This window comes from Pleionea mediterranea, assembly GCF_003148745.1.
Classification (GTDB): Bacteria; Pseudomonadota; Gammaproteobacteria; order Enterobacterales; family Kangiellaceae; genus Pleionea; species Pleionea mediterranea.
This window is the reverse complement of sequence record NZ_QGGU01000009.1, coordinates 191,794-208,167: the sequence shown is the minus strand read 5'-3', so window position 1 is coordinate 208,167 and position 16,374 is coordinate 191,794. Positions and strand designations below refer to the sequence as shown.

Genomic DNA, 16,374 nt, shown 5'->3' with positions numbered 1-16,374 from the left:
TTATAGTTTTGTAATCATATAAAAGTTATTAAGGCTAATTTGACTGACTAACCGGAAAGTTAAGTAATGCAATCGCACCTTGTTTATCGGTTCTATTCATCAGTCGAATACTTCCTGAATGTGCCAGCATAATTTGACGACAGAGGGTTAATCCAATTCCGCTACCTGAAGGTTTTGTAGTGTAAAAAGGTACAAACAAATTATCAGGGTTTGTAAGGCCCATACCAGTGTCGTTAATTTTTAGTGTAAGACACTTCTCATCTAGTGAGGCATCTATTTCAATAGTCGGCTGTTTTTGATGAGCCATGGCTTCCTGGGCATTTTTAAACAGGTTGATAATCAATTGTTCAAACTGTTGTGGGTCAACGGGTATTGTCTGCTGTTCAATAGATTTATCGATATTAAACTGAAAACTGACTTCGGGAAACAATAGCGTCAGTTTATGCAAAAGCTTAAACCAATTCACATCAACAGGGTTTGCAGGTGGTAGATGCGCTAGCTGACTGTAGCTCGCAATAAATGCTCCCAATGATTCCGAACGTGATTTAATAACCGACAAGCCTTCAATAAATCGTTCTCTATTATTGACCGTTTGTTCTCGTTCTATTTTTCTTAGCATGGTACTGGCGTAACTGGTAATGGGAGTTAGTGAGCTGTTGAGTTCATGACTTAACACACGAATTAAATTTTGCCAGTCCTCACGTTCCTTTCGACGAAGCAGTTGTTCGGCTCGGGTTAATAAGAATAATGAGTGTGATTTTCCATCGCTAATAAACCGATCTCGATAAACAATATATTCGCCTTCATATTCCTTATGATTAATATAAATAATATCGTCATTGCTTTCTGTTAAAGCCGATAAAGAAAGATCTGTTAAAGAGAGATCTGATAAAAAGAAATCAGATGAAGACGTATTGGCTGCTGTGATATCCAAGTTAGATAAATCATGTGGATTTGGAATTAATTTTTTAGCAGCGTCATTTAAAATAACAATCTTTCCCTGTTCATCAGTGGCGATTACCAATGCATCCATCTGTTGGATAACCATGTTAAATAACTGCTGACTTTGTTCGGCTTTTAATTTGTGTTGCTGTAATTTATCGGCTAACTGATTGATCAGGGTTAGTAAATGTTGAAAAGCTGGATTGGACTGTTTTCGTCCACGTAATGAATAGTCGCCATCGATCATGGCTTCAATTAGATTGGAAAGGGTATGTATTTGATAATCGGCTTTTTGTCGGCCAGTAATGGCGGCAAAGCCAATAATTAGACCAAGTGTAATGCCAAAAAATGCAATCAGATAATAACTTGCGCCAGAGATAAAAAGTACAATAAGCGTGAGAAAAAAGCCGGGTAGGCCAGCCAGTAACACAAGTTTTGCCTGCTGGTTGGCGTAGTTGGAGCGGCGCTGTCTAGACGATTGCTGCTCTAAAGACTTTTGACTCGATGGATTTAGTTTGCTCAATTATTCAAGCTCATATTTATTAATTCGACGATAATAGCCACTGCGACTCAGTCCAAGTGAACGCGCCGTCTCTGTCACATTACCATGGTGAGCGTTCAGTCTGTCTTTCAAAACTTGCTGCTCAATTTGTTCCAGAGTCAGTTCTTCGGATGTTAAATGTTGATTATAACCATTGAATGAATTTGTCGGATTATTGGCTTCTTGATTATCAAGAGGCTCTTTATTGGTAAGAAGTTCTCTATTAGCTAAAGGCTTTCTATTACCAAAATTCTTCGCTGGCAGATGCAGCTGATCTGGCTCAATAATATCATGTCGTGATAAAAATAAAGCGCGCTCTAACAGATGGCTTAATTCACGAATATTGCCTGGCCAATGATAGTGTAATAGTTGAGCTTCAGCATCGGAGGAAAGTGCTGGCTTTGCACGGTGGTACTTTTTACTAAAACAGTCTAAAAAATAATCCGCCAGTGGCAAAATATCCGCTTGCCGTTCAACGAGAGATGGCACGCGAAGTTCAATGGTATTCAGTCGATAATAGAGATCCTGACGAAATAATTGCTGCTCTATTAATGAGTTGAGATCGGCATTTGTGGCCGATATTATTCGTACATCGCATTGCCGGGTTTTGCTGCTACCAACGGCTTCAAATTGATGTTCTTCAAGAACTCGTAATAACTTAGCCTGTTGACTTAAAGGTATGTTGGCTAACTCATCAAGAAATAACGTGCCTGACTCAGCCATTTCAAAGCGGCCAATCCTTGATTCTTTGGCATCAGTAAAAGCGCCCTTTACATGACCAAACATTTCACTTTCGAATAAATTTTCGCTAATGGCACCCATATTAACCGACACAAAAGGGGCATCATGACGTTGTGATAAATCATGAATATGTTGTGCCAGCATACTTTTACCAGTGCCATTGTCACCGGTGAGTAAGATATTCATATTGGATTTTGCCAGATCAGCCAGAGTGTTGAGTAACTGCTTCATGACTGGCGAGTGAGCAACAATTGACCCAGAGTTTACTGGGTGGTTTTCGCGCATCAGTAACCGATTTTGTTGTTGGTATTTGTTAGCGCGACGTTCAGCACTTGATCGATCCAGTTGTGTTTTAATGGATGTCAGTAGACGTTCGTCGCTCCATGGTTTTTGAATAAAATCGTTTGCACCAATTTTCAAACTGGCGACTGCTAAATCGATGGTTGCCCATCCTGTCATTACGATAATGGGTAATTGAGGTTCCTGTTGATGCAGATGCTCAACTAACTGAAGGCCTTCTGTACCCGAAGTGGTATCGAGCGTAAAGTTCATATCGGAAATAATGAGATCGACCGAATGACGAGCCTGTTCAATAGCTATTTGTTTTTGATTTTGGCACGGAATAACTTGATAGCCTTCTTCCTCAAGTAAAAACTGAAGGCTGGATAATACGTTTGCATCGTCATCGGCAATAAGAATGGTATTTTTCATTAACTCTTTTATGCTTGCGTTTGTTAATTTGCGTTAATGTGGCTCAATCCTTTATGAGCCACAGGGTTTAATAAACGTTTTACTTCATTGTTTATTCTTTATTCATACCTTAGTGCAGCGCTGGGTTCAAGTTTAACAGCTTTTCTGGTAGGCAGGTAAATGGCAAGCATAACTATCACCGAGAGTAGAGTGACCACCACAGTAATTAGGGCAACATAAAGCAGCGGCGGGATCATATTTTCTGTAAAGCTTTGAAAAGCAATGGCAATCACAGAAAACACCATCATCCCTGCACCCATGCCAATCATAAGTTGCTTGCTACCGTGCTTTAAAAATAACTGGATGATATTGCGATCGGTGGCCCCCACTGCTCGTCGTACCCCAATTTCATGAGTCCGTTGTACCACGGAGTTTGCTGTTAGACCGTATATTCCGGTCAATGCCAATAGTAAGGCAAAGCCTGCGGAACCAAAGGTAATCCAGGCAACAATCACCGCGATATTTTTCATCATATCACTACTATAGGATGCAGGCTCTAATCGATTAGGCTCCAGGTTGCGGTTGAACTTAAATAAAGATTGATAAAAATACTCTTCCGCTTCCTGTTCATTATCGTGATATTTATAAATAATACGTGGATAAGATGACGAAAATTGCAGGCCAGATAAATGCATTTCATCTTCCGAAATTTTATCACTATAGAATGAACTGCCATCGGCCAGGTTTGCAACGACGCCAACAATGGTGAATGTTTGTTCTTGCTGATTGAGCATAACGTCAATCGTTTTACCTAACACCATTTCATCGGGCCAGTAGCGCTCGACCATCGACTGACTAACGAGTACAACTCTCTGTGCGTTTTCATTATCACTTATGGATAAGTGTCGCCCTTGTAATAGTTCAGCTCTATAAAAGTCACCTTTACCAATTATTGAGAAGGTTTTGATCTTCTTGGGTAGGGTATTAATATCCTTTTCTGTTTGTATCTTTAATGTACTTTGGCCAATGAAGAAGTAGCTGAATGTATTTGTAATTTGAGGACTTTGCTCCAGTTCCGTGAGCAGTCCCTGAATAAAGTTACGTTGTTGCTGTTCGGTTGGGTATTCTTGTTTCTGTAGATTGAATGACGCTAGGTAGGTTCGGTCATAATTAACCCCAAAATCAACATTCAATAAAAAGTAAGCAATAAACGCAGAGACTGATCCCATCAATAACAGTGTGGATATTAAAAATATCTGAAAGGTCACTAACATTCGAGACAGTTTTCCAGCTTTTTTACTCTGTGCGCCTCGTGTGCCATCACGTAGTGTTGCATTGATATCCTGATTGGCTGAACGCCATGCGGGTATAAATGATGCGAGAAATATCGTTAACAATGTAAATACTATGGCCATTAACAGGGTGGGCGCATCCAGCTCCCAGTTCCACCAGAAAGGAATGTTATTGGGTAGAGCGGATTTAATAATGCTATCGGTGGTGGATAACAAAGCGCCGACTAATAACACGGATAACACACCGCCAAGCAGAGTTATGATTATGCCTTCCCACATAAGTTGCAGAGTTAACCGTTTTTGCGGTGCCCCCAGTGCGGCTCGAATGGCAATTTCTTTTTGTCGTTCAATGGCTCTGGCTAATAATAAGTTACCTACATTAATGCAGGCCAATATTAATATGGATAGAGCAATCAAATTAAAAAAGGTGAAGACAATACTGCCATCGCGATCGGTTTGTGCAATAGGAAAACTGGCCAGTTCAATGGAGAGTTCACCTTCTTCCTTATCGTACTGTTTATAGGTTAATTGATAGATTGAGTTAGCCGCGTCGGATAACTGTTGCTCGGCCTGTTTCAGTGAAATATTGTGGTTTAACCGGGCATAAATGGGATATTGCTGTTTCGATGATGGTTGAATATTTTGTAGCTGTTGCGGCAAAGGTAACCAGAGTTTGCTAACAATCGGAAAATTATAATTTTTCGGCATCACACCGATAACGGTAGTTACTGTTTCATTAATGCGTATGTTTTTTCCAACTATATTGGGATCCTGATTGAAATCGTTTTGCCAAACCGTGTGACTGAGTACAACCACTTTTTCAGCATCGGTACGAAGATCCTCCTGATTTATAGTGCGACCCATAATGGGTTCTGTACGAGAAAATGAAAACATATTGGGCTGAACAAAACTGGCGGGAATGGTTTTGCCAGCATCATTAATGCTCAGTCTTACCGACGTGTCTTGCCAGATTCCGTATTCAGAAAACACATCTTCTTGCTGCATCGCCTGCAATATTTCATAGGCAACATTAGCGTGTCGATGACCGTTATGATTGCCAAAAACCCGGTATACTGTATCGCCTTCTGGCAGAGGTAAGGGTTTATAGACAATCGCGTATAAAAATGAAAAAGTAAATAAACTGAGTGACAGCCCACCTATAAGAACCACTAACGTGAGTGCAGTAAATTTGGGTGCTTTAATCAGCAGTCGAAATGCGTATTTAATATCCAGTAACCAGCTCATGGTGCTTCCTTAACTATATAGCGGCACTGATGGGCGCTGCTGTTTGTGTTATCAGAGAGTCACGAATGATCTGTCCATCGAGCATTTCCACTTGCCTCGATGCGCATTCTGCTGAACGTGGGTCATGGGTGACCATCACGATAGTGCTGCCTTTTTGATGCAAACTATTAAGTAATTGCATAACCGCTTCAGCATTTTTTGAGTCCAGATTTCCGGTAGGTTCATCGGCCAGAATAAATGCAGGATCATTGACCAGTGCTCTTGCCACTGCAACACGTTGTTGTTGTCCTCCTGAAAGTTGTGAAGGAAAGTGGCGGGTACGATGAGACATTTCAACTTGCTGTAATACATCATTCACCTTGTCCATCATGGTTTGTTTTGACAGACCTTTTTGATAGGTTAAAGGCAGCATGACATTTTCAGCGACGGTTAAATCAGAAATCAGATTGAATGATTGAAAAACAAATCCCACTTTTTCATTTCTAATTTTGGCACGTTCATTTCGGTTTAATGAGGAAGCATCCAGCCCCGTTAAATGATAGGTGCCTTCGCTGGGTGAGTCGAGTAAACCCAGTAAAGACAACAGTGTGGATTTGCCACAACCGGAAGGACCACTGAGCGCTAAGTACTCGCCTTGTGTGATGGATAAATTAATTTGATTAACGGCATGAGTTTCCACTTCATCGGTGACAAAATGTTTGGAAATATTTTTAAGTTGTATTAATGCGGTCATAGTGTTCCCTTAATTAAGCATGATTCGTTTGTGTTTTTGCCATTTACTGCTGTCAGAAATAATGATGGTATCGCCGGGATTCAGACCTGATTTAATTTCAATCTGATTAACCGAGCTTAATCCTGTGTCTACCAATATTTGATCGGCAAACATTTGATTATCAGAAACGCGAAACAGTTTTATGGTTGAATTGGATGGCGCAAAAGTAGGCCGTTTTATATAGAGCGTGTCCGCAAGATCCTGAATAACTATTCGACCTTCAACGTTTAAATCCGGACGCGCTTCTGCTGGTAATTGTTGAGTCAAAGCAACATCAATGGTTACCAGACCGCTTTTAACCGCCGGATCAATGCGCGAGACTTTGCCTGAAATATTGCTGGATCGGGTATCTATAATAACCGCCTGTCCGAGTGAAATATCTTTTACCTGAAGTTCCTGAATCGATAACTCCGCGTATAAGTCCCGTTGATTGGCAATGGTTCCAACACTGGAGCCAATATTGGTTTGTTGCCCAAGTTCCAGTGAAAAACTTTGCACCACACCGTCTTGTGGTGCTTTCACCAGTAAATGATTCACCGACTGCTTTTTTTGTTGATAATCATTTTCTATCAATTCCAGTCTGGCATTTTGAGCGATCAGACTGGACTGCATATTGTCATGCATTTTAGACAGTCTGCGCTGTTGTCCTTTCCAGCGCTGGTATTGTTGATCCACAGCGAGTTTGGTTCGTTGGTATTCTATTTTGGAAATTGAACCACCGCCTTGGGAAATTAATTCTGTTTCAGCATCCAACTTAAGCTTTGTTGACTGGTATTGAAATTTTGCTTCTTCCACATTATTTTCCAGCTCCAGTAATTGCGACTCTAGCGCAACCTGCTTCGCCTGATTTTCAGCTTGCGTGGCTTTGAGTTCCCACTGTGCTTTCTCCAGCTCACGATTCAATTGTGGGTTGGCCAGTTGCAATAATGGATCTCCCTGTTTAACCACCGCACCAGGTTTAACAAACACCTGCTCTACCCGGCCGGCCACCTGTGTAGATACCCATCGCGTATCTTTGGGTTTGAGCACGCCGGTTCCGCGCACTTCAATGGTAAAGTTTCCACGTTCTGCTTGTGCCAGGCGCAATGATTTTTTATCGACAATGTAAGCCGTATCACCCAGAAAGTAGCGTGCCCAGACAGTGCCGGCTACCAGCAGAAAAATAGGCAGCAGATACCAATATTTGCGCCATAAAGGCGTGACTTTTATTTCCCGTTGAATATCCATTGTTAACCGTTATTTATCAGAGTTATCTAAAACAATTCAGGTTGTATGCCAATTAATAATGGATATTCTATCTTATTGATAAATATAGGAATTATGTTTTTTTTGTTGAATTGGTGATTCTACTCTGTCGCAGTTTCGAAACACATTAGCAAGATTGGTGTGTCATTTTTGAGACAGAGTGTAGAGTGATTGGCAGAGATGACGTTGAGGCTATTGGTTGATTTATTGGTTAACTCATTCGTTAATTATAAGAGTATCTGGTTCGCACGAAAGACGTGCAAACCCTACTGGAGAATGATTTTATTTGAGAGCGTTGGTTGAGTTATGAGATTAAACTGCGAGTAAAATTTGTTACAGCCAATAACTTGAAACTTGTTACTTATATATTTCATTAAAATAGAGTGCAATACGCACTCCGGCCTGTTGTAAGCGGCGTTTTAAAGTGGGTAAGTGTTTGTACTGATAGTCCCAACTTATTTTTTTCGATTCAGGATAAATGCTATCCCGAATGGCGACGCTTTCTGCAATCCAGTCAGTCGGGTTTGTGCTGGCCCAGTTACGAACATCTTGCGGAGTAATTTTTTTATTCAGCCATTCGGTCCATTCACTGTAGCTGAGTTGTTGCCGATCAATTAAGCCCGAATCCCAAACTCGATGCAAGTTGGAAGGCCGCCAGAAAAATTCCACTTTAACATTATTGCCGCCCCTGTCTGTACCGTTTCCGGCGTGCAGTGGTTGATGCAAATCCGCAATAATATGCAGACTAAATTTAAACGCTTTTTGTTTTTCTTTTAGGCTGGCTTTGGGATTGAGTAAAACCTGTTTAAACATGGCGAGTGCGGTTACTGCGTCACCCTGTTTTGGAGCACCAACCTGTTGGTAGGTTTTACCTTTAGGAACTGTTACATAATGATAGGCACCCGCTACTTCTTGCCAGAAGTAGTCCGGGTTGGAGCGCATTTGATCCGCATAAGTAGAGGCTTCGGCCAGGCTCTGATGGTTTAATATTTTGGCTATTTGTTTTTTTGCTTCATCGGATAAATGATGCTCGGCAATGGCGCCCGTTACGCGGTGACCGGTTTGACCAAAAGCAAAACTGTTAGCATGCCATAGGCATACAATCATTAAACCGATAGTCAGCGCTTTTAAGGGCATGGAAGTCATTTTATTCATTCTCTTTTATTATTTCTTTGCTAGTTATCAAAAGCATATTTATACATTGAACAACCTATTGGTCAACATAATGGACTGTCAACATCTCAAAGAACGAAAAATAAACACGCGCTAGTCTTCACTAAAAAGTAGACGTTGATTTACCCCAATATATAAAGTCGAGGTAATGGATGGACGAGGTCGGTTGTGGTATTTTTAAAGATTACAATTAATCATCTCAATCTGTATTGCAATAAGGACTTAAAATGGGTGCTGGCTTTTATATGATGATCGCCATGAGTATTATTATGTACCGTGTCGCCATGGCGGATAAAAAAACAGGCTGGATATGGAGCGGTATTTATCTTTGTGTTGCCATGTTACTGGGTAAGCTGTTTGGCTTAACCATAATGATGACGCTCTGGAGCTTTGCGCTCACGTTTTTAATAATGTTCGGTTTTAATTTGATGCAACCCAGTAAAAAGTAAACGCCTAAATCAGCCGTTTGTGATGGAGTCTACTTCAGTTTGAGTTAATGCCCGGTATTCTCCTGGCGCTAATGATTCATCCAGCAAAACACCGCCAACCCGTTCTCGATGTAACGACTCCACATGATTGTCAATTGCACCAAACATTCGTTTTACCTGATGGTAGCGACCTTCGGTGATGGTCAGGCGGTAATGATATTCGTCGATGACTTCAATTTTGGCCGGTTTTGTTCGTTTATTTTCACTGGTGAGCCAAACGCCTTTCTCAAGCTTTTTAATTTGTTTTTCATTAACCGGTGTTTTGGTTTCAACCAGATAAACTTTTTCGCAGTCGTGCTTTGGTGAAATCACCTGATGCAACCATTGACCGTCATCTGTCAGTAATACCAGGCCGGTGGTATCAATATCGAGTCGACCGGCGACACTCAAGTTTTCAATGCGGGGCTCTTCTATAAACTCTAATACCGTTAAATGTTCTTTGTCTTTGGTGGCGCAAACAAAACCAACTGGTTTATGCAGCATAAAGTAGCGATGATCCAGTTGCTCCATGGCTTCACCAGCCAGTGTGATTTTATCGTCACTGTTAATTTTACTGTCTGCGGTTTTAATCACTTCGCCATTTACCGTGACTTCGCCATCTCTCAATAGATATTTTACTTCTCTTCGCGAGTAATCGGTGGATTGGGCGATAAAGCGATCGAGCCGCATTGGAAATTTAAGTGGTTTATTTGACATAGTGAACTCATAAAGCCCGCAGCAACGCCTTGTGCCGGGGGAGCGTGGCTAATGCTGCGCTCAGGGTGTATTTCGGTTTGCCGGTCATTATATAATTGCTGCCCGATTTATCCTAGGTGTGATTTTAATGAGCAGTCTTAATGAACGATTTTGATTTTCGCTTTGGCGGAATACAGCGATTATATGGCCAGGCGGCAACACAGGGGTTTGCTCAAGCACACGTGTGTGTGGTGGGTATTGGCGGTGTTGGCAGCTGGGTGGCGGAATCTCTGGCGCGTTCTGCCATTGGCGAAATAACACTGATTGATCTCGATGATGTCTGTACTTCTAACATTAATCGTCAGATACATGCACTGGATACCACGGTCGGGCAAATGAAAGTGTCGGTGATGGCTGAGCGGATCCGGCAGATTAACCCTGAGTGTCAGGTTCATACCATAGAAGATTTTATTACGCCGGATAATCTGTCGCAATACATCGATGAACAGATGGATGTGGTGGTGGATGCGATCGACAGTGTGAAACCTAAAGCGGCGCTCATTGCCTATTGTAAGCGACAGAAGATTCCGGTGATCACCATTGGTGGTGCCGGTGGTCAAAAAGATCCCACGCAAATTAAAGTGGCGGATTTAAACCGCACAAAACAGGACCCTCTGGCGGCAAAAGTGCGCAGTGAACTTAAGCGGTTTTATCATTTTTCCCGCAATCCCAAGCGCCGTTACAGTGTTGAGTGTGTTTATTCGGAAGAGCAACTGGTTTATCCCAAACCCGACGGCAGTGTGTGTCAGTCGAAAAGCTTTGCTGACGGTTCAACCCGGCTCGATTGCGCAACCGGTTTTGGTGCCACCACCGTGGTCACGGCAACATTTGGCTTTGTCGCGACCTCCAGAGTGCTGGAAAAGCTGATGAAAATTCAGCAAAAAGCTAATCCAGAGGCCTAAAATCCCTCGGTCATTTTACGGTTTGCCGGTTGAGCAATTGTTACGGTTGAAGAGTTATCGCGGACAATTCCTTAACGTGAGCTTCCCTGTTGAGGATAAAGATCTTCATTTAAGTGCCGAATGTACAAGTTCAACTCATTTTCGGCTTCTTTGTGGCTGTTGAAAGGTCCTTCTTGGGTGTTTTCGCGAGTAATAAAAAACCAGCCATCGCCGGAATGAAAATAGCGCTCACTGCGAAACCATGTCTTTTTAAGTTCACCACTTCGTACGTTCATTGTTAATACCTCCTGTCAGCGCTCTGATTAATAGATCCAAGCCTGGAACCGTTGCACTGGCCCAAGCATCATCAGAGTGACTGTTCTTCTATTGTAATCAATTTATTCAGGGTTCCTTATGGTATTTTATTGTTAAACAAGGGTACTCTTAGACTTATCTGTTTTAGAAGATATTTAACACAAAGGTTTTTATTCACTGTATTTTTTAACACAAGGTTTATTTGAGATAGCTTCTAGTTGAACGCTGATGAATTTTAAAGATTACGACATTGGAGAATTAAAAGGCGTTGGTCCGGCAATGCGTGAAAAGCTGGCAAGGCTGGGCATCGAAAACTGGCAGGATGTTTTGTTTCACCTGCCACATCGTTACGAAGATCGCACCCAGTTACAGCGCATAGGCCAACTGGTACCGGGCGAAGCGGCTCAGGTATTGGTGACCGTCGAGCACAGTGAAATCAGTTTTCGTCGCAGGCGCTCTCTTATTTGTCGTGTCAGTGACGGCAGCGGTCTTATGGATTTACGCTTTTTTTATTTTTCTAAAGCGCAAAAAGATAAGTTGAGCCGGGGCCAAACGCTGCTGTGTTTTGGCGAAGTCAGCAGTGGCCGCGGTCATTACACCATGATTCACCCGGAAGTGAAGTATGTGTCAAACACCTCAAGGCCACCACTGGATGATCGCTTAACGCCGGTTTATCCGGTAACCGAAGGGCTTAAACAGCACACCATTCGTAAACTGACCGATCAAGTTTTATTAAAGTTAAAAGCGGGTCAGTTGCCAGAGTTATTACCCGAAAGCATTCGGCAACACTATCAACTGGGCGATCTGGCCGCTGCGTTAATGTTTGTTCATCGCCCGCCACCTGGGATAGATTTATCCCAGGTTATGTCAGGGGAGCATCCGGCAAAACAACGCTTGGCATTAGAAGAGTTGCTGGCGCATAACCTGAGTATGCTTAAACTGCGCAGTAAAATGGTGCGCGAACCGGCAACCCCAATTCCACCCAGCCAGTCGATGGTGAAAGCATTAACCGGGCAATTACCGTTTCAGTTAACCGCTGCCCAGCAACGGGTCATAAAAGAAATCGATAACGATCTGCAACAACCTCATCCAATGCTGCGTCTTGTGCAGGGTGATGTGGGCTCCGGTAAAACACTGGTGGCCGCCATGGCAGCGTTACAAGCCATCGAGCAAGGGCATCAGGTGGCGCTTATGGCGCCCACGGAAATTTTGGCCGAACAGCACTGGAATAATTTTTCTGGCTGGTTTGAATCGCTCGGTATAAGTTGCGGCTTTCTGGTCAGTAAATTAAAAGCTGCTGAACGCCGTCAATCACTTGAGCAAATTGAAAACGGCGATGCGCAAATGGTGATCGGTACTCACGCATTGTTTCAGGAAGGGGTTAATTTTAATTCGCTGGCACTGGCAATCATTGATGAGCAACATCGCTTTGGTGTGCACCAACGCATGGCGTTAAAAGACAAAGCGAAACACACGGGTTGTGTGCCGCATCAATTAATAATGACCGCCACACCTATTCCAAGAACGCTAGCCATGACCGCTTATGCGGATCTGGACACGTCCATTATTGATGAGTTACCACCGGGGCGAAAACCAGTCACCACGGTGGTTTTGCCCGATACGCGCCGTGAGCAGGTGGTACAGCGAGTGGCGGATGCCTGTCAAAATCAGAAAGTGCAGGCTTACTGGGTGTGTACATTAATTGAAGAATCAGAAGAATTACAATGTCAGGCTGCCGAAGAAACCGCCAGACAGTTGGCCGAAGGATTGCCACAACTTAATGTGGAAATGGTTCATGGCCGAATGAAGCCATTCGATAAACAGGCGGTGATGGAAGCATTTAAAGCCGGTGATATTGATTTACTGGTGGCGACAACAGTGATTGAAGTGGGTGTCGATGTGCCGAACGCCAGCTTAATGGTGATCGAAAATCCTGAACGATTGGGCTTGGCGCAGTTGCATCAGCTACGCGGTCGTGTGGGTCGTGGCAGTCTCGAGAGTCACTGTGTTTTGTTGTACCACGCGCCGCTATCAAACAATGGCAAAGCAAGGCTTGAAACCATGCGCGCCACTAATGATGGTTTCAAAATTGCTGAAAAAGATTTGGAGCTGCGCGGTCCGGGTGAAGTGCTGGGCACCCGCCAAACCGGTTTGGTGCAGTTTAAAATTGCCGATGTTATGCGTGATCGAATGTTGTTACCAAAAGTCACTCAGGTGGCAAAGCAATTGTTTCAGGAGCAACCGGAAGTCAGTGATGAGTTAATTAATCGTTGGCTTGGTCGACGAGAAGAGTTTGGTCAGGTGTGAGTCGTTAAAAACGTTAATCGATAAATTGTTATTTAGGAATTAAAAAAGGACAACCTGAGTTGTCCTTTTTTGTGCTTTCCTATTCTCTCACTATTGCGTAGTGTCGTAATCGGTTACCGAATAATAAGGCGGGTAGTTACCGCTGCTGTCATACGGGCGCTCATGAGTAAGCAAATCGCTAGTTATATTTCCCAATGCATCGAATTGAGAGTTAACTTTTAGAACTGTGTCGTCTTCGGTCTGAAATTGGCCGTCGCTACCAGAGCTCTCTCGTCGGTACAAAAGAAGTAATCTATTATCACTGAAATCGTAACTTTTAATTCCTGTAATTACATCATCACTGGTAAACCAGATGGCATCTGAACCGGCTGAGTCGTACCAATAACCCGCTGTAACAATGAAGTCTGTAATTTCTCTTGAGTTATAAAAAATGACAGTATCATCGGCGGTGTAGTATTCACCGTCGTTTCCGTTACCTGCTATATCAACAGTGTGTGTCAGTTGGAAGTTCTCATCATAAATATAATATGTACCATCTTCTAGACTATCATCGTTAGTATCCCAAACACCGTCGTCGCCGGGTGAATTAAAGGTGTAACTATGGGTATGATTGCCGAATTCGTCGTACTTTATGAATTTGATTGAGCCAATTTTGTCATCGCCCGACATCCAGACGCCATCATTACCCGAGGTGGTGTAATTGGTTTGCATGGTTTGTCGCCCATTTTCGTAGGAAAAGGTAGCGTAGTAGGCTGGGGTGTCATCTTCGGTACCAAAAATATTGTCGGCACCAGCTGCGTTATTGGACCATTGATCGTATGTGATCTGAACGCTTACCTGATTGTTTGCATTGTATTGAAATTCTTCGTACCTTTGTAAAGTAGGCGTGCTTGTACTGTCCCAACGATAACGCTTGCTGTATTGCTTTTGGTCGTTATTGTTTAACTCAATACGTGTTTCATAGCTAACAACATCGTCTGCTGTAAACCACTGACCATCGTTGCCTGAGTCAATATACACAAGTGAGCCGCCATCGACTAAATAGTCGGTGTAACCATCGATAATGGTTAAGTCAGCGTCTTTATACGCAGTGGCTCGGGTACGTCGGTTTTCATAGGTTGTAAATGTTGTGCTTTTTTCGGCTACGGTACCGCCGGTAGAATGCTTTAACCCTTCTTTGATGGTTAGTCGGTAGTCGTAATTCTTTAAGAGAGGGTTGTAAGGCGTTAAAGTAATTGTTTTCCCATCGTTACTTAAAACACGTTCAAAGGCGATTGCTGAAGCCCAACGTAATCGACTTTTATCAATTGCTAATGTCATTTCCGTTTCCGTAACTGAAGCTTCTGTAACCGGCTCAGACAAGGTTATCTCTATGTTGGTCAACACACTGACTGGACTGGCGCCATCAGCAGGTGTTATCGAAACAATTTCCGGGATCACGACGTCTATCGGATCCGGCTCTTGCACGGAACCGCCACCGCCACAGGCGATTAAAGTAGTCATTAACAAGCTAGCAAGTGTTGTTTTTCCATAAGTCATGGGGGGAATATCCTGTGAGATTAAAATGCGCAGGGAATATAAACCGCAATCCTTTGTCTATCAACCGCTAATTTGCGGGAATGTTGCTCAAAGAGCGGCATAAAAGCTCGGATAATTTCAGGCTTTTACAGCACACGGTGGCAGGGTGAAGATTACCCGCTACAATTATGCTAGAATCCGCGCCCGATAGAGGTTAAATTTCAATTCACGATCTGCGGGTTATCCCGCCGGGCGAGTGCCCGTACATCAAAGACAACTTTAAGAGGATATCAGGATGAAACAACCTGTTCGCGTTGCTGTGACTGGTGCCGCTGGTCAAATCGGTTATGCATTATTATTTCGCATCGCGTCTGGCGCCATGCTAGGCGACGATCAGCCCGTTATTTTGCAATTGTTGGATATCACGCCAGCAATGGATGCCTTACAAGGCGTTAAAATGGAGCTGGACGACTGTGCTTTCCCATTGCTGCAAGACGTTATTTGTACCGACGATCCTAATGTAGCCTTCAAAGATACCGATTACGCATTATTAGTTGGTGCTCGTCCTCGTGGCCCCGGCATGGAGCGTAAAGATCTGCTGGAAGCCAATGCTGCTATCTTCTCTGTTCAGGGCAAAGCGTTAAACGATAACGCCAGCAAAGACGTTAAAGTTCTGGTTGTTGGTAATCCTGCGAATACCAACTCGCTGATTGCTCAGCGCAACGCGCCTGACTTAAAACCACGTAACTTTACTGCGATGACACGACTGGATCATAATCGTGCCATGTCACAGGTGGCTCAAAAGCTGGATAAAGCCATCACCGAAGTGACTCACATGACAATTTGGGGCAATCACTCATCTACTCAATACCCTGATCTGTATAACGCAAAAGTATCGGGTGCTACAGCCATCGACAACGTTGAACAAGACTGGTTTGAAAATGACTTTATTCCGACCGTTCAGCAACGTGGCGCCGCCATTATAAAAGCACGTGGTGCTTCTTCTGCAGCGTCAGCGGCCAATGCCGCCATCGGTCACATGCGTGACTGGGCACTTGGCTCAAACGACAATGACTGGGTAAGCATGGCGGTTTATTCCGATGGTTCTTACGGTGTTGAGAAAGGATTGATCTTCTCTTTCCCTTGCGTGTGTAAAAATGGCGACTGGGAAATCGTACAAGGTCTGGAGCTGAATGACTTCAGTAAAGACAAGCTTAAAGCCACGGAAAAAGAACTGGCTGAAGAGCGTGATGCCGTGAGTCATTTATTGCCATAATCACCAGATGATTAATGGTTTATAAAGATTAATGGTTGATAAAAAAGGAGCGAAAGCTCCTTTTTTTATGTCTGCCGTTTTAGAAACCTGCTTTAAAAACCATATTAGAAAACACCGGCTCAATTCATTAACGTTTCGTCAAAATGACTAACCAGCGCTTTTTTAAATATACTAACTGATTGATATTATTCGAAATAATATGTTGGCCGCTTT

At 43.1% G+C, this 16,374-nt stretch carries 13 protein-coding genes; 4 read left to right on the top strand and 9 right to left on the bottom strand.

Going from position 1 to position 16,374, the window contains the following annotated elements; genetic code table 11:
- Positions 1-34 precede the first annotated feature (34 nt).
- From C8D97_RS13450 to C8D97_RS13425, 6 genes are all read right to left on the bottom strand, one after another.
- Positions 35-1,465: a sensor histidine kinase gene (locus tag C8D97_RS13450; protein WP_109764300.1), complete on the bottom strand. Its 1,431-nt coding sequence runs from the start codon at positions 1,463-1,465 to the stop codon at positions 35-37.
- The gene (locus C8D97_RS13445) at positions 1,466-2,935 is read right to left on the bottom strand and encodes a sigma-54-dependent transcriptional regulator (protein ID WP_109764299.1); all 1,470 of its coding nucleotides are present in this window, start codon (positions 2,933-2,935) and stop codon (positions 1,466-1,468) included.
- Between the two features lie 98 nt (positions 2,936-3,033).
- Positions 3,034-5,451 (bottom strand): ABC transporter permease, encoded by a 2,418-nt coding sequence (locus C8D97_RS13440; RefSeq protein WP_109764298.1) that lies wholly within the window; start codon positions 5,449-5,451, stop codon positions 3,034-3,036.
- 13 nt (positions 5,452-5,464) lie between these two features.
- Positions 5,465-6,184 carry an ABC transporter ATP-binding protein gene (locus tag C8D97_RS13435; RefSeq protein WP_109764297.1) on the bottom strand — a complete coding sequence of 240 codons (720 nt, stop codon included), beginning with the start codon at positions 6,182-6,184 and terminating at the stop codon, positions 5,465-5,467.
- Between the two features lie 9 nt (positions 6,185-6,193).
- A complete protein-coding gene (locus C8D97_RS13430) occupies positions 6,194-7,450 on the bottom strand; it encodes an HlyD family secretion protein (protein WP_109764296.1) in 1,257 nt (418 codons plus the stop codon).
- Between the two features lie 375 nt (positions 7,451-7,825).
- Positions 7,826-8,614, bottom strand: coding sequence for a S1/P1 nuclease (locus tag C8D97_RS13425; RefSeq protein ID WP_210204947.1), 789 nt, complete (start codon positions 8,612-8,614; stop codon positions 7,826-7,828).
- A 254-nt stretch (positions 8,615-8,868) separates the two neighbouring features.
- Between C8D97_RS13425 and C8D97_RS13420 the strand changes: the two genes are divergently transcribed.
- Complete coding sequence (locus C8D97_RS13420) at positions 8,869-9,090, top strand: hypothetical protein (protein WP_109764295.1); 222 nt, start codon at positions 8,869-8,871, stop codon at positions 9,088-9,090.
- A gap of 9 nt (positions 9,091-9,099) precedes the next feature.
- Here C8D97_RS13420 and rsuA read toward each other — a convergent pair whose 3' ends face one another.
- A complete protein-coding gene (gene rsuA, locus C8D97_RS13415; RefSeq protein ID WP_245411452.1) occupies positions 9,100-9,825 on the bottom strand; it encodes a 16S rRNA pseudouridine(516) synthase RsuA in 726 nt (241 codons plus the stop codon).
- A 140-nt stretch (positions 9,826-9,965) separates the two neighbouring features.
- Between rsuA and tcdA the strand changes: the two genes are divergently transcribed.
- Positions 9,966-10,766 carry a tRNA cyclic N6-threonylcarbamoyladenosine(37) synthase TcdA gene (tcdA, locus tag C8D97_RS13410; protein ID WP_109764294.1) on the top strand — a complete coding sequence of 267 codons (801 nt, stop codon included), beginning with the start codon at positions 9,966-9,968 and terminating at the stop codon, positions 10,764-10,766.
- A gap of 71 nt (positions 10,767-10,837) precedes the next feature.
- Here the strand turns inward: tcdA and C8D97_RS13405 are convergent, their stop codons facing one another.
- On the bottom strand, positions 10,838-11,041 hold the full coding sequence (locus C8D97_RS13405) for a DUF6316 family protein (RefSeq protein WP_109764293.1): 204 nt from the start codon (positions 11,039-11,041) through the stop codon (positions 10,838-10,840).
- 247 nt (positions 11,042-11,288) lie between these two features.
- Here C8D97_RS13405 and recG point away from each other — a divergent pair, with 247 nt between their 5' ends.
- On the top strand, positions 11,289-13,367 hold the full coding sequence (gene recG, locus C8D97_RS13400) for an ATP-dependent DNA helicase RecG (RefSeq protein ID WP_109764292.1): 2,079 nt from the start codon (positions 11,289-11,291) through the stop codon (positions 13,365-13,367).
- A 90-nt stretch (positions 13,368-13,457) separates the two neighbouring features.
- Here recG and C8D97_RS13395 read toward each other — a convergent pair whose 3' ends face one another.
- Positions 13,458-14,906, bottom strand: coding sequence for an Ig-like domain-containing domain (locus C8D97_RS13395; protein WP_109764291.1), 1,449 nt, complete (start codon positions 14,904-14,906; stop codon positions 13,458-13,460).
- 274 nt (positions 14,907-15,180) lie between these two features.
- Here C8D97_RS13395 and C8D97_RS13390 point away from each other — a divergent pair, with 274 nt between their 5' ends.
- Complete coding sequence (locus C8D97_RS13390) at positions 15,181-16,161, top strand: malate dehydrogenase (RefSeq protein WP_109764290.1); 981 nt, start codon at positions 15,181-15,183, stop codon at positions 16,159-16,161.
- The last annotated feature ends 213 nt before the right edge of the window (positions 16,162-16,374 follow it).